The following is a 15,718-nucleotide window of genomic DNA, read 5'->3' as shown; positions in this document are numbered from 1 at the left end:
GTCTGCCCGGTCGATGCGGTCTGCCCGGTCACTGCCCGCGCATAACTCCTGAGAAACGGGCGGATTTGGGCGGATTTGCTGGGAATAGCCGCCGGACCTGCCCGAACTTCAGGAGTTATGAACGGAAATGAACGCGCAGCGCGCAGTGCCGCAGCGCTCAGTACCGCAAGGCCTCGCGGGCGAACATCGCGATGAGCGGATCTTCCTCGCCCCGGCGACGGCGGCGAGCAGACAGTTCACCGAGCTGATCGAGCACCTGTTGCGCCCGGAAGGTCGCGTGACCGATGTCCTGCCGTGTGAACCGCCATCCCGTAGACGACCGCCAGCCGCACACCTCAAGCCCGAATGCGACGGTGCGCCAGCGCTCATCGTGGGGTGTGCCGTCTGCGATCGCCAGCAGATGCAAGACTGCCGCATCCGTCTCGGCGTCACTGAGCTTCCGCAACAGTCCGCCTGCGACGAGACGCAACTGGCTTTGCGGGTCACCCAGCGCCTTCTTGGCCGCAGCGCTCAGCAGCAATCGTCCCTTCTGCACGCGCACGAGCCCGATGCGCTGGGCGGTCTCGCGCAGATTGGCCATCGGCGGTGTGAGGTCTTCACGGTTGCCCTTGCCGATCCAATCGTCGAGCCACCCGAGTTCGGTCATGCCGTCAAGGACAGTGGCTGGCGGCATCCACCCCGCCGTTGTCAGGGCGAGGCCATTCGCGCCGACGGTCTGCATCAGCCACCCTAATGGCCGGATAATGCGTGCCACAGTCTCAGCGTCGATCTCATTCGGCTCGAGCACGCCGGTGCGATGAAGGTGTTGACGCAGCTCAGAACGGATGGGCGGCGGCAGCACCGATGCGAACTCGGCGATCGGCGACGCCTCGTGCACATCTCCGGGACGCCGGTGCGCTTCGATCTTGACGATTCCCGACATGTCGTACGGTGCGATGCCGGACTCGCTGGGGTTGAACAGAAGATTCAGCTCGGTCTGCACGCCGATGAGGTCGAACATCCCGAGGCCATGAGGCGCCCATGGTCCGACTGTCGTGTGGATCCAGTCAGTGATGGATGCATGTTCCGGATGCTGCGGATCAGCAGCGATCGCGAGCTTCTCGGCGTAGCCGTGCGGGCCTCCGGAATCTTCGAACGGTCCGCGATTCGCGCCGTCAACGAGCACGACCGCCGTAAGCGCGGAGTCGGAAGGGAATTGGTCGATGACGTCGAGCCGATGTATCCAGCCGTCGCCGAAGTCGTACTCATACCAAAGCGGACCGCCGCCCTGCAGGACATCGACGACCGTGAAGTCCTCCTCGGAGAGGGCGCCTTCTGCGGTGTCTTCGAAGTCCGGGGATTCCCAGCGCCTCGCCTGGCCCGGCAGCGCAGGCGCAAACGGGTCGGCGTCAGTGAAGGCGTGTAGGTGCGATTCGCGCCACCCCATAATCGTCTGCAGCGCGAGGTGCAGCATCCGCAGCCGGACGGTTCCTTCGATGTCGAATGTGCGCCAGATCTCGGGCTCGCTGCCGATGAGTGTCACGCGCAGGCGGTATCGGGTCATGTGTCGAGCGTAGAGGGGAGCTCCGACGTTGAGCGCCTTCGCCGGGTGGTTGCCCCGCGTGGTTGCCCGATCGACCCGGGCTGACCGGTCTGCCCGGCCGATTCCCGCGCATAACTCCTGAGAAACGGACGGATATGGGCGGAAATGGGCGGATTTGCCGGGAATAGCCGCCGCACCCGCCCGAACTTCAGGAGTTATGAACGGGAATCAACGGGGAATCACCGCCACCGCCCCCCGCCACCCCGCCCACCCCTCAACGCGACCGCCCAACGACCCGCCAGGTGAGCGGAACGATGCCGCCGAGAGCTGCGATCTTGATGGCGTCGCCGATCAGGAACGGCACCACGCCGAGTCCGATCGCCGTGATGATGTCGACACCGAGGAATGCCGCAAGCCACGGAACGCCGAACGCATAGATCGTCAGCGATCCGAGTGCTGCGAGCCCGAGCGTCGACAACACGGTGCGAGCGGAGCGCCGGCGTGCGAGGGCTCCGACGAGCAGCGCCGCGGCGACGTAGCCTGCGATGTATCCGAACGATGAGAATGCCCAGCCGGATGCTCCGTGCGCGAACAGCGGAACGCCGAAGAGCCCGAGCGCAAGATAGATGCCCGCGCTCGCGGCGCCTCTGGAGGGCCCGAGCGCTACGCCGGTGAGCAGCACGGCGAAGGTGGCCAGCGAGATCGGAACGGGAGTGAACGGCAGCGGGATCACGATGTAGCCGGAGACCGTGATGAACGCGGTGCCCAGCAGCGTCAGGGCGGCGCTGCGCGTGCGGGTGTCAGCGACGAGATCGGCCAGCACGGGGACGCGGGTGCGGGTGGCGGATACGGACATGGTTCCTCCTGATTGACATCCTGAACACTGTTCACCTGAACGATGTTCAGTACACTAGCAGGATGAACGCCCCCCTCCGCTATGCGAAGCCCGACGTCGTCGCGGCAGCGATGCGCGTGCTCGCCGAGAACGGCCTGCCCGGTCTGTCGATGCGTCGCATCGCCGAAGAGCTCGAGGTGCAGGTCAGCGCGCTGTACTGGCACTTTCCGAACAAGCAGGCGCTGCTCGCGGCCGTGAGCGCGCAGATCGTCGATACCCCGGAAAGAGCCCCAGAATCGGATGCCGCGGCAGGACTCGCCGCGATCGCGACAGCGCTGCGCGACCGGCTGCTCGCTCATCGCGACGGCGCGGAGATCGTGTCGAGCTCGCTCGCTCTCGGCCTTCTCGATCTGCCCAGCAGAACGGCCCTCATCCAAGCTGCGGGCGACCTAGGACTCGACGACGCATCCGCGCCCATTGCCGCCGACACGCTCGTGCACTTCGTGATCGGCTTCACGTTCCACGAGCAGCAGCGCCTCTACGCCGCCGTGGTCGGTGCGGCGGATGCTTCGGTCGACCTCGCCCCCGCGGGTGTGAACGAGCAGACGGATGCCTTCGGTGCCGGCCTCACGATGGTGGTCGCCGGCGTACAGGCAAGCGCCGGCGTTCAGACAAGCGCCGCCGTGCATGCAAGCGCCGCCTTGCAGGTAAAAACCACCGCGTCCTCGCGTCCGCTCGAGTGAGCGGACGCGAGGACGATTTCGGGGCGGGGCTAGCTGCGGTCGTCGCGGGGATCGCGGCCGGTCAGTCCGTCAGCCCGTATTGCTGAAGAAGCTGCCCGACCACAGTGTTCTCGACGTGCTTGTGCACAACATGCTTCCCGATCTTGCCGCCGGGAATCTCGAGCTCCTTGCCGTCGCGCAAGCGTTCGACGGCCTTGAACAGCGCACGGACGTCGTACGTCGAGTTGAACACCTCGGGGACGCCGCGTTCGACGTCGAGCAGTGTGTACACGGCCTCCATCGAGGTGCGCACCGAGTACTCGGTGGTGAAGATGCAGTCGCGCTCCTGCGACTGGGCGAACTGACCGATGAAAGCGAAGTTGGTTGAACCGCCGGGGATGACGGCCGGACGGTCACTGTGTTTGCGAGGCATGAAGAATGCGGTCACATACGGCATCATCACCGGGACGGTCTTCGCTCCCGTTGCGGCGAGCTCGTCGATCTGATCCACGGGAACGCCCATGTGGTAGAGCCATTCCTGCGTGATCTCCTCGCCGGTGCAGTCTTGCATCGGCTTCTTCACGTAGTCGCCCTCGTTCTCGGGGAACAGGCCGTAGACCCATACGACGATCTGGTCCGCCGGCTGCTTCTTGAAGTGCGGCTGCCGGTTGACGGTCCACGACATGAGCCAGTTCGAATCCATGGCCGTGACGATTCCGCCGGTGACGACCTTGCCGCTAAAGGGATCGCGCTTCGAGATCTTCTGGATGTACTCGGGGATGCGCGCATCGACGGTGGTCACGGTGGCGGATTCCCATTTGGTCTCCGGGATATGCGCGCCGAACACGTCGGGGTTACCGAAGGACTCGTCCTTGGCAGCGATCCGGCGCCAGAGGTCCCAGGCGGGGGCAGGTCCCGTGTTCAGCGCCGCGGGGGTTTTGTGGTCTCCGTCGTTCGAGTTCTCGGTGAGCGAGCCGATCGTCATGAACAGCAGGTCGTCGGTTGTGAGATCAATCTGCTTTTTCTCACCATGCTCGACGAGGTGGATGCGCGTCGCCTGCTTGCGCACTTCGTCCTGCTCGATCGCGAAATCGACGTCGGTGATGACCGTGCTGTAACGGAACACCACGCCCTGCTCTCGCAGCCAGGTCACGATGGGCATCACGAGGGATTCGAACTGGTTGTACTTGGTGAACTTCAGGGTGGAGAAGTCCGGCAGGCCCTTGATCTGGTGGATGAAGCGGTGTAGGTACAGCTTCAGCTCCAGCGCGGAGTGCCATTCCTCGAAGGCGAACATGGTGCGCCAGTACAGCCAGAAGTTGCTGTCGAGGAACTCCGAGGTGAAGATCTCGTTGATGCGTTTGTCCTCCATCTCTTCCGGCAGTGCCATGAAGAGGCTGGAGATCTCCTTCTGCGCCTTGTCGCTCAGGTTGAATTTGAAGTCTGTTCCGCCGTCTTCGCCCTGGTTCTTCGTGGTGCGTCGGAGCGTGGAGTTCGGGTCGTCTCTGTTAAGCCAGAAGAACTCGTCGAGAACGCTGGCACCCTCGATCTCGAGCGAGGGGATAGAACGGTACAGGTCCCAGAGGCATTCGAAGTTGCTCTCCATCTCGCGTCCGCCGCGGATAACAAAGCCCTTATCGGGAATGTCGAGGCCATCGAGGGCGCCGCCGGGAAGGGCCTGCTGCTCGAAGATGGTGATCTTCGAGCCGTCCATCTGAGCGTCACGGATGAGGAATGCTGCGCCGGCGAGCGCGGCGAGGCCGGACCCGACGAACCATGCACGCTTCTCATCCACGCCCGCGGGTTTGCGCGGTTTGGCGAAAGCTTCGTAGTTACCGCTTGTATAACGCATCAAATCTCCCCCTGAGGTCAACGGTGTGCTTACGCTCGTAAGCTATCGCGATGGGGGTGCAAGCGGTCGGCTCGGCCGTGATTTCATCCTTCTCATCACCCGGTCCTCAACCCGGGCGGCTGCCGCTTCACCCGGCTGGGATCGGAGGGCGGAGGCGGCCTATTATGCGTCGGCTCCTGCGGGGTTCTCGGGCGCAACCGGACGGCCGACGACCGGCCCACCTGCATGCGGCGGAACATCACCCGTCGCCGCCGCCTGCACAGGCACCCCATCCCACACCGTGCGATCAGCGAGGAACGCATTGCCTGCCCACTGCGCCGGGGCCACTGCTGAGTTCCACGGCTCCTTACCGAACGCGACGATGCCCAGCCACACCGGCGGAATCAGCCAGAAGGCGACGAAGCCGGTCTCCTTGCCGAGCTTCATGCCGATGCGGTACGCGGCCACGCCGCCGCCGACGAAGAGCGCCAGCGAGAAGATGAAGCCGATGCCGATCCAGCTGAGCAGGATCGCTCCTCCGAAGCAGTAGAGCACGAGCCACGGGCTGAGGTCGCCGAGCTTGAAGAACACCATGAAGTTGTAGACCGGGACCCAGGCCTTCCATGTGCCCTGCACGCCCGCTTTCGCGAAGACTTTCGACATGAAGAATGCCGTGACGACATAAACGAGTGCGCCGACGATGACCATGCCGACGAGTGCTGCCATGTATGCAGCGAGCATGCCAGAGTAGATGTCCATCTTTTCCCCTAACGAGACACGTGAAACAAGCTGTGTCCAGTCATGCAATCAGGAGGCGCTCACAGATCGCTCACGCGCACGCACAGCTCCTCACGCGCACGCACAGCTCCTCACGCGCACGCACAGCTCCTCACGCGCACGCACAGCTCCTCACACGCACGCATCGCGCCGGTCATCGCAGTGGTGTGAGCGTTCTGTGAGCGCACGGTGCTGAAATGTGTTCAGAGGCTGGAATTCACGGGGGGAACATCATGGGGAGCACAATGACCCGCAGATCTGTACCGACGCGTATCGCTGGGGGCGCGCTCGCCGTCGTCACCGCTGCGATGCTGACGGGATGCTTCGCCAACCCGCTCGACGCGATCGTGGAGAATGCGACGCAACAATCGGCGCAGAATGCGGCGGAAGACATCATCAAGCAGGTGACCGGCGGCGAGGCTGGGATCGACATCGGCGAGTTGCCGGCTGACTTCCCCGAGGAGATCCCGCTGGTCTCCGACAACATCCTTCAGAGCATGACGTTGCCCGAGGGCACGATGGTGATTTTGGATGATTCGCGCGGCATAGACGAGGTCGCCGCACAGGTGAAGGCGGACTTCGCCGACTGGGAGGAGGTCGCCTTTGTCGACATGGACCAGATGGTCAGCGCCGCTTATAAGAAGGGGGAGATAAACGTCAACGTGGCCCTCCTGCAGGGTGCGGACGACGAGCCGACGAGGGTGAGCTATATCCTCCCGAATCCAGAGGCGGAGTAGCCACGGCCGACCACAGCGCCATCGACTGACCCGCCGGTGCAGAGTGGTCGGGCTGCCCCAGCGTCAGCCAAATATCGGATGCCGTAGACCGCATTCCGAGCGTCTCGGCCTCGTGCGCGATGGCGTCGAGTGCGATGAGATCGCCGGATGCTGTCGCCACAGCGTGGCGCATGATGAAGCCGAGCAGGCCGCCGTGGCCGATCGCACTGGCCTCGTCCAGCAGCGCGATCGCATCGCTGAGCACGTCACTGAGCGCGTGGGCATCGCCGGCGCCGCCCGGCGCCCGCACCGATCCCACCACTTTCGCTGCACAGTGCGCCAGCAGTCCGGCGAAGTAGGTGTGCTGGGCTGCCAGCAGCCAGCGCGCCGAATCCACGAGCATCCGCGCTGCGGCATCGCTACGCCCTGCCGCGTTCTCGCGCCATGCATCCGCCCATGCCCGCAGCATGACGACCTTCGGGTCGGTGTCGGCGGCGGAAGGGACGGCATGGAATCGGGCATCCGCTTCCTCGGCGTGACCGGCAGCAAGCGCTGTGGCGCCGGCGAGGGCAAGTGCCGCGGGCAGTAGCCCGGAGGTATCGCGCCACTTCAAATGCACGGCAGCCGAGGCTGCCCCTTCGTACGCATCGTGCACATTGCCGCAGAGAAGGTCGATGAGAGCCAGCCCATACTCCCAACTGCCGAGGGCTTCGGGGGCGTGCACGTCGGTGTCGGCGATGGCCCTGTCGAAGCGGCGCCGGGCCGCTGTGATATCGCCGGTATTCGACAGTGCCATGATCGCGATGAGTTCGATGAGCGATGCGCCGCCGGGAACCAGCGCGATGACCTCGGCCGGGGCCTGGTGCAGCCGTTGCAGGGTCAGGGTGGCCTCTTCGAGGGGGCCGGTGACGACCGCGGCGTTCGCCGCGGTGATGAGACCGCGCACGGCCACGGCGTTGGTGGTGTCTCCCGGGGCGTCTGCGATTTCACGCGTCTGCCCGGCGATCACTGACCAGCGCAGCGCATCGCGTTGCAGGTGGGCGATCTGACCCGGGTCGTCGATCTCGCTGAGTGCCTGCTCGATGATGGCCAGTGCTGCGGGCGCGTCGTGGTGACGCAGTCCGACGTGCTGCGCGTGTGCGAGCGCCGCTGCGGTCTGGTCCTCCGGCGTCGTCGCCGTGCGAGCAGCAGTCGCGAAGTGTGCGGCCGCCGCATCAGAATCGCCCAGCATGGATGCGGCGATCCCGGCGATCCGGTGCGCGGCGGTGTTGTCGGGTTCGAGGTCGATGACCGCTGCCGCCGCGCGCAGGGCGACGCGCTCGTCGAACGCCCCGAGCGCGTACTGCGCGAGCTCCAGGGTGGAGGCGACGTCGACAGGTTCACCGAGGTCGAGCGTGAGAATGTGCGCGTGACGGCGGACCGCGGGGAATGCGGCGGCTTCGTCGCTGCGGAGCACAGCAAGCACCTCGAGTGAGAGTTCGTGCCAGAGAGCATCGCTGCAGCGGCCGCGGAGGAACTCTCCGTCGAGCGGACGCGAGAGTCGAAGCCACCCCGGGGCGGAATAGGCCACGACACCTGCCCGTGCCAGCATCCGTCGCTCGGTGTCTTCCAGTGCGGAGACCGGGTACTCTCCGGAGATCGCGATCTTCGCGGCCGTCTCGATGCTGGCCTGATCGAGGCCTTCGAAGCGCTCGCCAACCAACTGGGTGAGGCGCTTCGTCGAGGCGGGCTCGCCCTGCAGTTCCCACCCGTGGTCGGTGCGGACGAGGCGGTTCTCGTTCACCGATGCGGTGAGGATCTCGCGCAGGTGCAGCGGATTGCCCTGCGCGAGCGAGAAGATGCGGGGGCGACAGGCGGGGGTGAGCGCGCCGCCGATGGTGTGGAGGACGAGCTCATCGGCGTCGGCGGAGGTGAGCGGTGCGACGGTGACCTCGCCGATGTCGCCGCTGTCGTACAGGGCACGGATGCCGTCGGGGGCGCCTTCGAGATCGGTGGCGGTGAGAAGCATCGGCATGCGCGAGTTGCGAATGAGCTGGCTGATGACGAAGAGGGATGCCTCGTCGAGCTGTTCCACGTTGTCAACCAGGAGCACAGTGGTCGAACGGTTGCGGGTGAAATGGTCAACGAGGGCGGCGGGAGTCATCCATTTCTCGGGGAGGATGCCGGCGAAGATGCCGAGCGGCACGGCATAGCTGAGCGGGGTCGCGATCAGCAGTGAGACCGTGCAGCGCTGCGCTTCGAACTGCGCACGGATGGCGCGCAGCAGGTGCGTCTTGCCGATGCCGTCCGGCCCGGTCAACAGCGACGTACGCCCACCCCGAACGATGCCCGCGAGAATATCGGGCTGATTCGAAGTGATGGAGCGCACCGGGGTATCGGCGATCTCGACGTCAACCGCGCCCGCGTGCGAGTGGGCGACCGTCGCGCTAGAAAGGCGCAGCAGCGACTCGGGAGGTTGATCTTGCAGCACGCCCAGGTGTAATCGGCTGAGTTCGCTGCTCGGCTCGACTCCCAGCTGCTCGGCGAAGATCGTGCGTGCGCGGGAGAAGGCGTCGAGTGCCTCCTGGATGCGCCCGTCGCAGTACAGTGCCGCGATCAACTGGCTCCAGTGGCGCTCAGCCAGTGGGTTCGCCTCGAGCAACGCATGGAGCTCGGAGATGACCGGAGCGCTGCGTCCGAGGGCGAGTTCGAGGTCGATGCGGTCTGCCATCGCGGCGGCCCAGAGCTTTTCGAGGCGCACGGATTCGGCGCGCAGTGCAGTGAGGTCGTGCAGGCCCGAAAATGCCGTTCCGTGCCAGAGGTCGAGTCCGTCGCCGATCAGGGTGGCGGCCTGTGAGAAGTTGCCCGCGGTCAGCGACATGCTCCCCTGCTGCACGAGCTGCTCGAAGCGCGCAGCATCCGTCTGGATGTCTGCCGGATCGATCCGGTATCCGCCATCCGCCCATTCGATCTCGATCGGCACCGCCGAGCGCAGCCGGGAGACCCGGGCCTGCAGTGCATGGATCGGGTCGCGGGGCGGAACGTCATCCCACAGCTCATCGATCAGCCGCTCTGCCGAGAGGGCGCGACCGCGAGAGACGACCAGGCGCGCGAGGAGTCCGCGTTGCTTTGCACCGCCGAGCGGGTGCTCGCGGCCGCGAGTGCTGGCCTTCACGGCGCCGAGAACGGACACGTCAAGCACTGCTTCACCCCTCCCCCTTGAGCTTGGGGTCACCATAGCAGTGGGGTGGGTGGCGTGGAGGAGTGTGACGGGTCTGCGGATCAGGTGATGTCGAGCCAGACCAGTCCGACGATGACCACGGGGTTCACCCCCGCCGAACCATGGCACGGGCGCTGACGGCGAGTGCGAGCGCGCACCAGAGGAGGAGCACGATGAGGTCGCGCCCGTTCACCGGATAGGTGTCTGACAGCAGCCCCGCGCGGATGAGATCGGCGGCCGGTCGGAACGGGAGCATGTCGTGCACGGTCTGGAACCAGCCGGGGAGCCTGCTTGCCGGGAAGGTGACGGGTGAGAACAGCATCACGAAGAACACCAGCACCTGCGTGACCAGTTGCGTGAGCAGCGGCGGCAGGACCACGGCGATCGCATAACCGATCGCAGAGGCGGTCAGTGCTGTTAAGACGGATGCCGTCAGCAGCAGCGGCCAGTCGAAGGAGTAGCTGAATCCGTAGCGCAGCTGCGCCACGATCACGGCGACCGCGACGCTCGGGAGCATCACGGCAAGCCAGACGGTCAGATCGGCCGCCAGGACCAACGGTCGAGGCGCCGGCAACGCGCGAAGGTAGGTGAACGTGCCGCTTGTGCGCGCCTGGGCCACGCCGGTGGCGACCATGACGAGCCCGACGATCATGAGGATCACGGTGGGGGCGCCGGTGGACAGGAACCGGGCGGATGCCGTATCGATGTCGGGGATGAGCAGACCGAAGCCGATGATGATTCCGGCGGCGAGAACCGCCTGGACGACGATGACGAACGGGAGCATGGCACCGGTCTGCGCCATCGTCCAGCGCAGCAGGGCCACGTAGCCGACCCAGAGGCCGGTGCGCTGAGGTGCTGGTGCGGAGGAGGTCGTCGGCGTGGAGAGCGCCGTCTGTTCAATCATCAGCAGCATCCTTCGTAGGTGTATCGGCGCTCGCCGTCGCCGCGAGGTAGGCGTCTTCGAGCGTGGCCGGTGCGAGTGCGTACCCTTCGATGCGCTCGGATGTGCGGAGAGTCGTTGCCCACGCGACGGCTGCGGCGGCATCCGTCGCGGCGAGAGTCAGCAGGACCCGGCGTCCGGCTCGGACTCGTCGAATGATCGGGATCGGAATCTCGAAAGGCGATTCGGACGGGTCGGTACCGCCTGAATGCGTGCGATCCGGGTGGGTGCCTTCCGGATGCAGGGACAGCTCGAGTTGCAGATCCTGATCACTGGAGCCTCGGAGCTGACTGGGCGAACCTGCGGCGACGACCTTGCCACGATCGAGCACGACGAGCGAGTCAACCACCCGCTCGGCTTCCACGACGTTGTGGGTCACGAGCAAGACACCGGCGCCTTCGTTGCCCAGGCGTCTGACGATCTTCCAGAGGCGTCGTCGTCGTGCCGCGTCGACGTCGTTGGTCGGCTCATCGAGAACGACCAGGGGTACCGGGGCGACGACGGCCATGGCGAACGCGGTGAGTCGGCGCACGCCTCCGGATAATCCGCCACCGTCTGGCGTCGCCCGCTGGGTGAACCAGGGGCCGATATCAAGTTCCTCAGCGAGGGCGCGTGCGGCTCCTCGGGCATCGCCGCGGGACAGGCCCCGCAACCGGCCGGCGATCTCGATCGCTGTCTTCGGGGTGAGACCGTCCAGCGGTGCTTGCGCCTGGGGCTGGAGTGCGACGCGCCGACGCGCGTGGGCGGGGGCCGCGATCGCATCGACGCCCGCGACGCGGATCGAGCCGGCGTCCGGGCGCAGCAATCCGACGATGTGAGAGACCAGCGTCGTCTTGCCGGCGCCGTTGTGGCCGAGCAGCCCGACCACCTCTCCTGCCTGCACGCGCAAGCCGATCCCGTCGTTGGCGACGACGGCGCCGAATCGTCGGGTGAGGCCGTCCACTTCCAGTGCTGCGCTCATCTCTGCACGTCCTTCGAGTTCGGATACCAGCGGTATTTCACATACCGACAGTATCCAGATTCGGACGGTAGGTCAATCGTTAGGATGGCGAGATGGATGCTTCTCGCTCAGTGACGCGCACACCGCGGACCCGCGCCGAACGGCAGCGTGAGACTCGTGAGGCACTCATCCTCGCCGCGCTGGACGCGTTCTCCCGCGACGGTTATCACGCGACGAGCCTGGAGGGCATCGCGCATGACGCCGGGTTCTCCAAGGGTGCTGTCTACTCGAACTTCGCCAGCAAATCAGACCTGTTCCTCGCCCTGATGGACTTCAACCAGGAGATGCTGCAGGACGCCGACTGGGACCCGTTCTCGACCGCTGATACGGCCAGCGCCGACAAGACGGAACCGTCGACGGCGGGTGGTTTGGATGTCACGCAGATGGTTCGGGGGTTCGGCCTCGCGACGCTCGAGTTCATCGCAACCGCGGCCAGAGACGAGAGCCTCGTCCTCGCGCTGCGGGAGCGCATGCAGGTGATGATCGGCGCCTACGAGCGCATCGCGACGGAGGACCGACCGGCCGGTGAGGCTCTTCCCGCGGGTGACGTCGCGCGCCTCATGACCGCGCTCGATCAGGGGGTCACCGTTCTCGCACTGAGCGGCATCACCTCGATGGATTCCGCGCTCATTCGTTCGGGGCTGCGCCGGCTGATCGACCCAGCATCCGCTGCCGGTGACCCCGCACCGGAACGAGACGGCAGCACCGCTTCGTTCCCCGGAGTCGATCAGGTGCAGCGGCTGCTGCGGGATATGCCTGAAACCTGATGCCCTGCCGTGGGTATATGTCGCGGCGGATGCCCCAATATCAGCGCAGCGCCGCCCAGGCGAACATCGTCACGAGTGGATTCTGCTCGCCTCGGCCCCTGCTCATCGGTCCTGTCGGAAGGAAGCCGGCTCGGCGACGGTTGAGCCGCGCATGATGAGCGCGGGAACTAGGTAGTCGGCGGCGACGCCGTTCTCCGCGGTGCAGTCCAGGAGAGAGAGCAACCTTCGGATGGCCCGATGAGCGATCTCGATCACGGGCAGGCGCACGGTTGACAAAGGCGGATTCATATACCGAGAGAACGGATAGTCGCCCCAGCCGATGATCATGACGTCATCCGGGATCCGGACGCCGTGCTCGCGCAGCGCTGCGTATATACCGAGCGCGAAGTAGTCATTGCCCACCAGGAACGCGTCCGGCATGCGTCCGCTTTCCGCCAGATCCGTGACCATGCGGTAGGCATCCTCGCCGCGCCAGGGAGCGGCGCCCCTGCTCGTGCGCCGGGAGGGGATCAGCACGGTATTGCGAGAATCGAACGCGATGTCGTGATCCTCGAGGGCGCTGCGGAACCCGGCGACGCGGTGCGCGACCGTGGAGATCTGCAGGTCTGCCTCGACGAGGACGATGTCGCGCGCGCCTCGCTCGATCAGCGCGGACGTGGCTAGACGACACCCCTCAGCGTTGTCGGTCGAGTACAGATCGACTTCCGCATCCGGCAACTCGCGGGCGATGATGACGAGGGGCACGCCGGCCCTCGTCACTGCGGTCCAGGGGTTCGACCGTCCCTGCACGGGCACCGCGATGATGCCGTCGACGCCGGAGCGCAGCGCCGCGTCCACCGCGGACTGTTCGCGCTCGGGGTCCTCGTTCGACAGCAGGAGGAGCAAGGTGTATCCAGCCTGGATGGCTTGCTCCTCGATCTCGGTGACGAGATCGTTGAAGAACGGGTTCGCGAGATCAGTGATGATCACGGCGATTGTCTTTCGCGAACCGAGCACGAGCGAGCGAGCGTCGGCATTGGGTACATAACCGATCCGCTCGGCCTCCGTCTTGATCCGCGCCCTCGTGCTCTCGCCGACGCCCGATAGATCGCGCAGCGCGCGCGAGACTGTGTTGACCGACAATCCGGTCGCGTCGGCGACATCCTGCAGGGTGCGCCGTCGGGGCGCTCCTGGGGTTCTGAGCATGGTGAGACTCCTATCGAAGCCCCCATTCTTACCGATGGGCGACAGGAGTGGGCAAGAGTCCGGTGTTTTCGGTGTTCAGTACTCCGCGACTACGACCTCGATCCGACCGATGAGGCACGGCGCCGTGGCGGTGAAGGAGAATGATGCCGGCAGCGCATCCAGCAGCACTTGATGCCGGATGCGCTGCGGCTGAGTACTGGCAATGCGGAGCGCGTGCGGACCGAGCCGCACCTCGGCATCGCCGGTGAACTCGAGATCGAGGAAGACACCGCCGAAGCATGGCCGGGGCGGGGCCGCGAACGCGATATTCTCGCCCGGATACAGGTGCACAGCGTCGTTGATCCGGCGCCGTTAGAGGTGATGACGTAGTCTCCACGGCCGATGACGGCATCCGCGATCTCGAGCACCTGCGTGCAGAACTCCGATGCCTGTTCGACGGGCTTGGCTTCGATGAACGGGAGGAGCCGTGCCGATGCGCATTCCGCGAGGTACTCCTCCAGGGTCGGGATACGCATGCGGTCTTCGTGCTTGCGCGCTCGGAGTCGGTAGTCCGATCGCAGCCGCGCGAACGGCACCTCGCTGATAAGGACAAGCGCGTCGAGGTCGTGCCCGGATTTCGTCGTCATCGTGCGGTTGAGGGACTCGTCGTGCAGAACGACCGCCACGCCGTCGGAGGTCAGTCGTACGTCGGTCTCGATGCAGGCGAAGCCAGCCCGCCGTGCGAGGCGCACAGCCTCGAGCGAGTTCTCTCCGGCGATCGTGCTGCCCAGGTGCACGCCGCGATGCGCGATGAAGCGTCGCGACGTGCGAACCTGGCCAGCATTCATCGTGCCGGGTTCGACAGATCCTCCGGCGACAGCAGTGCACCCTGCGCGCGCAGCGTGCGCTGCAGTTCGGCGGTGTCGACATCGCGCGGACGGATGTTGTCGCGTGCCGCTAGTGCGGCCGCGACCCCGGCCGCGTGCCCCGTCGCCGTGCACGTCGCTCCGACGCGCGCGCTGCCGAGTGCCTCGCGGTCGACCGAGATGCAACGGCCGGCGGCGAGCAGCCCGTCGGTGGTCGCCGGCACGAGCGCCCGATAAGGGATGCCGTAGGGATCGGGCACGTACATGACGTGCGAACCGGCGAAGCCATCGACCGGGTGCACGTCGATCGGCCAGCCGCCGAGAGCGATTGAATCGTCTGGCTGTTCGGCGGCGCGGATGTCGTCACCTGTGAGGGTGGTAGCTCCCACCAGGCGCCGCGTCTCGCGGATGCCGATGGTCGGGGCTGTCTGCTGCAGCCTCGACTCCTCGAATCCGGCGACATTGTCACGCAGGTACTCGAAGAGCTGGAAGGCCTCGCGTCGGCCCTGTACCTCGGCGCGCGTGAGGTCGCGGTTGTCGGTTGCGTCGCCGACCACGCGCACCGAGTTGACCCACACGACATCCTTCTCGAGTCCGCCGAACCAGGGACCGCCGAACACGGGCAGCTCACCCCGGGCCTTAGCTTCACGCATGAGTTGCCGGTCAATCGTGACATCCTGACGCGCGGCCTCTGCATCATCCATGCCGTACTCATCGAGGTCGCCCGCTGCGGGACCCGTGCGGATGCGCGCCGGCTCGCCGGCCTCGATGCCCGGCGTCGTGCGCACGTTGGAGATGTACATTGGCAGCGTCATCGGCTGCAGCGTGTTGCCTTTGAGCCAGTCGTCGCCAGCGCGTGCGACGACATCGCCGTTGCCTGTCGCGTCGATCGTGACCGCTGCGCGGATCACTTGGCGCCCCTCGCGAGTCTCGATGATGCAACCGGTCACGGCGCCGTTCTCGACGATGGGGTAGGTCGCGAGCACGTGGAGCAGGAAGTCGACGCCAGCGTCGGCCAGCATCTCGTCGGCAACGAGCTTCATCTTCTCCGGGTCGGTCGACATCACCCAGCCGTCGTGGTCGACGGCGCCGCCGATCGCGGTGGCACGGCGCAGCCAATCTCCGCCCACTCCGTCCACGACGCGGACGCGGTCGGGTTGCAGCCAGGAGTTGTAACCGGCGAGGGTGATCACGAGGCCTTGGGTCCACATGCCGCCCAGGGCGCCCATCTCCTCCACGAGGAAGACCGAGGCGCCGGTCTGTGCCGCGCCGATCGCCGCGCCGACGCCTGCCGGCCCTCCGCCGACGACGAGCACATCGACATCGGCGATCACTGGCACGTCGCGTGCGGGTTCGGAGTAGGTGGGCGTGTGCGTCAT

At 66.0% G+C, this 15,718-nt stretch carries 13 protein-coding genes; 3 read left to right on the top strand and 10 right to left on the bottom strand.

The window, feature by feature from the left end:
* Positions 1-157 precede the first annotated feature (157 nt).
* Both ACW5CM_RS13600 and ACW5CM_RS13595 read right to left on the bottom strand, forming a co-directional pair.
* Positions 158-1,543: a plasmid pRiA4b ORF-3 family protein gene (locus ACW5CM_RS13600; protein WP_457125317.1), complete on the bottom strand. Its 1,386-nt coding sequence runs from the start codon at positions 1,541-1,543 to the stop codon at positions 158-160.
* A gap of 253 nt (positions 1,544-1,796) precedes the next feature.
* Complete coding sequence (locus tag ACW5CM_RS13595) at positions 1,797-2,378, bottom strand: biotin transporter BioY (RefSeq protein WP_457125316.1); 582 nt, start codon at positions 2,376-2,378, stop codon at positions 1,797-1,799.
* Between the two features lie 62 nt (positions 2,379-2,440).
* On the opposite strand from ACW5CM_RS13595, the gene ACW5CM_RS13590 reads away from it, so the two are divergent.
* A complete protein-coding gene (locus ACW5CM_RS13590) occupies positions 2,441-3,100 on the top strand; it encodes a TetR/AcrR family transcriptional regulator (protein ID WP_457125315.1) in 660 nt (219 codons plus the stop codon).
* A 61-nt stretch (positions 3,101-3,161) separates the two neighbouring features.
* Here the strand turns inward: ACW5CM_RS13590 and ACW5CM_RS13585 are convergent, their stop codons facing one another.
* Both ACW5CM_RS13585 and ACW5CM_RS13580 read right to left on the bottom strand, forming a co-directional pair.
* Entirely contained in the window at positions 3,162-4,931 is a 1,770-nt protein-coding gene (locus ACW5CM_RS13585) for an oleate hydratase (RefSeq protein WP_457125314.1), read from the bottom strand.
* 162 nt (positions 4,932-5,093) lie between these two features.
* Positions 5,094-5,669: a large exoprotein gene (locus ACW5CM_RS13580; RefSeq protein WP_457125313.1), complete on the bottom strand. Its 576-nt coding sequence runs from the start codon at positions 5,667-5,669 to the stop codon at positions 5,094-5,096.
* A gap of 263 nt (positions 5,670-5,932) precedes the next feature.
* Between ACW5CM_RS13580 and ACW5CM_RS13575 the strand changes: the two genes are divergently transcribed.
* Complete coding sequence (locus ACW5CM_RS13575; RefSeq protein ID WP_438252560.1) at positions 5,933-6,424, top strand: hypothetical protein; 492 nt, start codon at positions 5,933-5,935, stop codon at positions 6,422-6,424.
* Here ACW5CM_RS13575 and ACW5CM_RS13570 read toward each other — a convergent pair.
* The 3 genes from ACW5CM_RS13570 to ACW5CM_RS13560 all read right to left on the bottom strand — a co-directional run bounded on the left by ACW5CM_RS13570 (position 6,345) and on the right by ACW5CM_RS13560 (position 11,503).
* The gene (locus ACW5CM_RS13570; RefSeq protein WP_457125312.1) at positions 6,345-9,584 is read right to left on the bottom strand and encodes a BTAD domain-containing putative transcriptional regulator; all 3,240 of its coding nucleotides are present in this window, start codon (positions 9,582-9,584) and stop codon (positions 6,345-6,347) included. The two genes, ACW5CM_RS13575 and ACW5CM_RS13570, sit on opposite strands and share 80 nt — an antisense overlap.
* 124 nt (positions 9,585-9,708) lie before the next feature.
* A complete protein-coding gene (locus ACW5CM_RS13565) occupies positions 9,709-10,506 on the bottom strand; it encodes an ABC transporter permease (protein WP_457125311.1) in 798 nt (265 codons plus the stop codon).
* Entirely contained in the window at positions 10,499-11,503 is a 1,005-nt protein-coding gene (locus ACW5CM_RS13560) for an ABC transporter ATP-binding protein (RefSeq protein ID WP_457125310.1), read from the bottom strand. Before ACW5CM_RS13560 ends, ACW5CM_RS13565 begins: the two co-directional genes overlap by 8 nt.
* 92 nt (positions 11,504-11,595) lie before the next feature.
* Here ACW5CM_RS13560 and ACW5CM_RS13555 point away from each other — a divergent pair, with 92 nt between their 5' ends.
* The gene (locus tag ACW5CM_RS13555) at positions 11,596-12,309 is read left to right on the top strand and encodes a TetR/AcrR family transcriptional regulator (protein WP_457125309.1); all 714 of its coding nucleotides are present in this window, start codon (positions 11,596-11,598) and stop codon (positions 12,307-12,309) included.
* A gap of 102 nt (positions 12,310-12,411) precedes the next feature.
* Here the strand turns inward: ACW5CM_RS13555 and ACW5CM_RS13550 are convergent, their stop codons facing one another.
* The 3 genes from ACW5CM_RS13550 to ACW5CM_RS13540 form a co-directional block, all read right to left on the bottom strand.
* Positions 12,412-13,494, bottom strand: coding sequence for a LacI family DNA-binding transcriptional regulator (locus tag ACW5CM_RS13550; RefSeq protein ID WP_457125308.1), 1,083 nt, complete (start codon positions 13,492-13,494; stop codon positions 12,412-12,414).
* 89 nt (positions 13,495-13,583) lie between these two features.
* A complete protein-coding gene (locus ACW5CM_RS13545) occupies positions 13,584-14,321 on the bottom strand; it encodes a glycerophosphodiester phosphodiesterase (RefSeq protein ID WP_457125307.1) in 738 nt (245 codons plus the stop codon).
* Entirely contained in the window at positions 14,318-15,718 is a 1,401-nt protein-coding gene (locus tag ACW5CM_RS13540; RefSeq protein ID WP_457125306.1) for an FAD-dependent oxidoreductase, read from the bottom strand. The genes ACW5CM_RS13545 and ACW5CM_RS13540 overlap by 4 nt, the downstream gene beginning before the upstream one ends.

The organism is Microbacterium wangyouchuni, from assembly GCF_054072595.1.
This window is presented reverse-complemented; position numbering and strand designations above follow the sequence as displayed.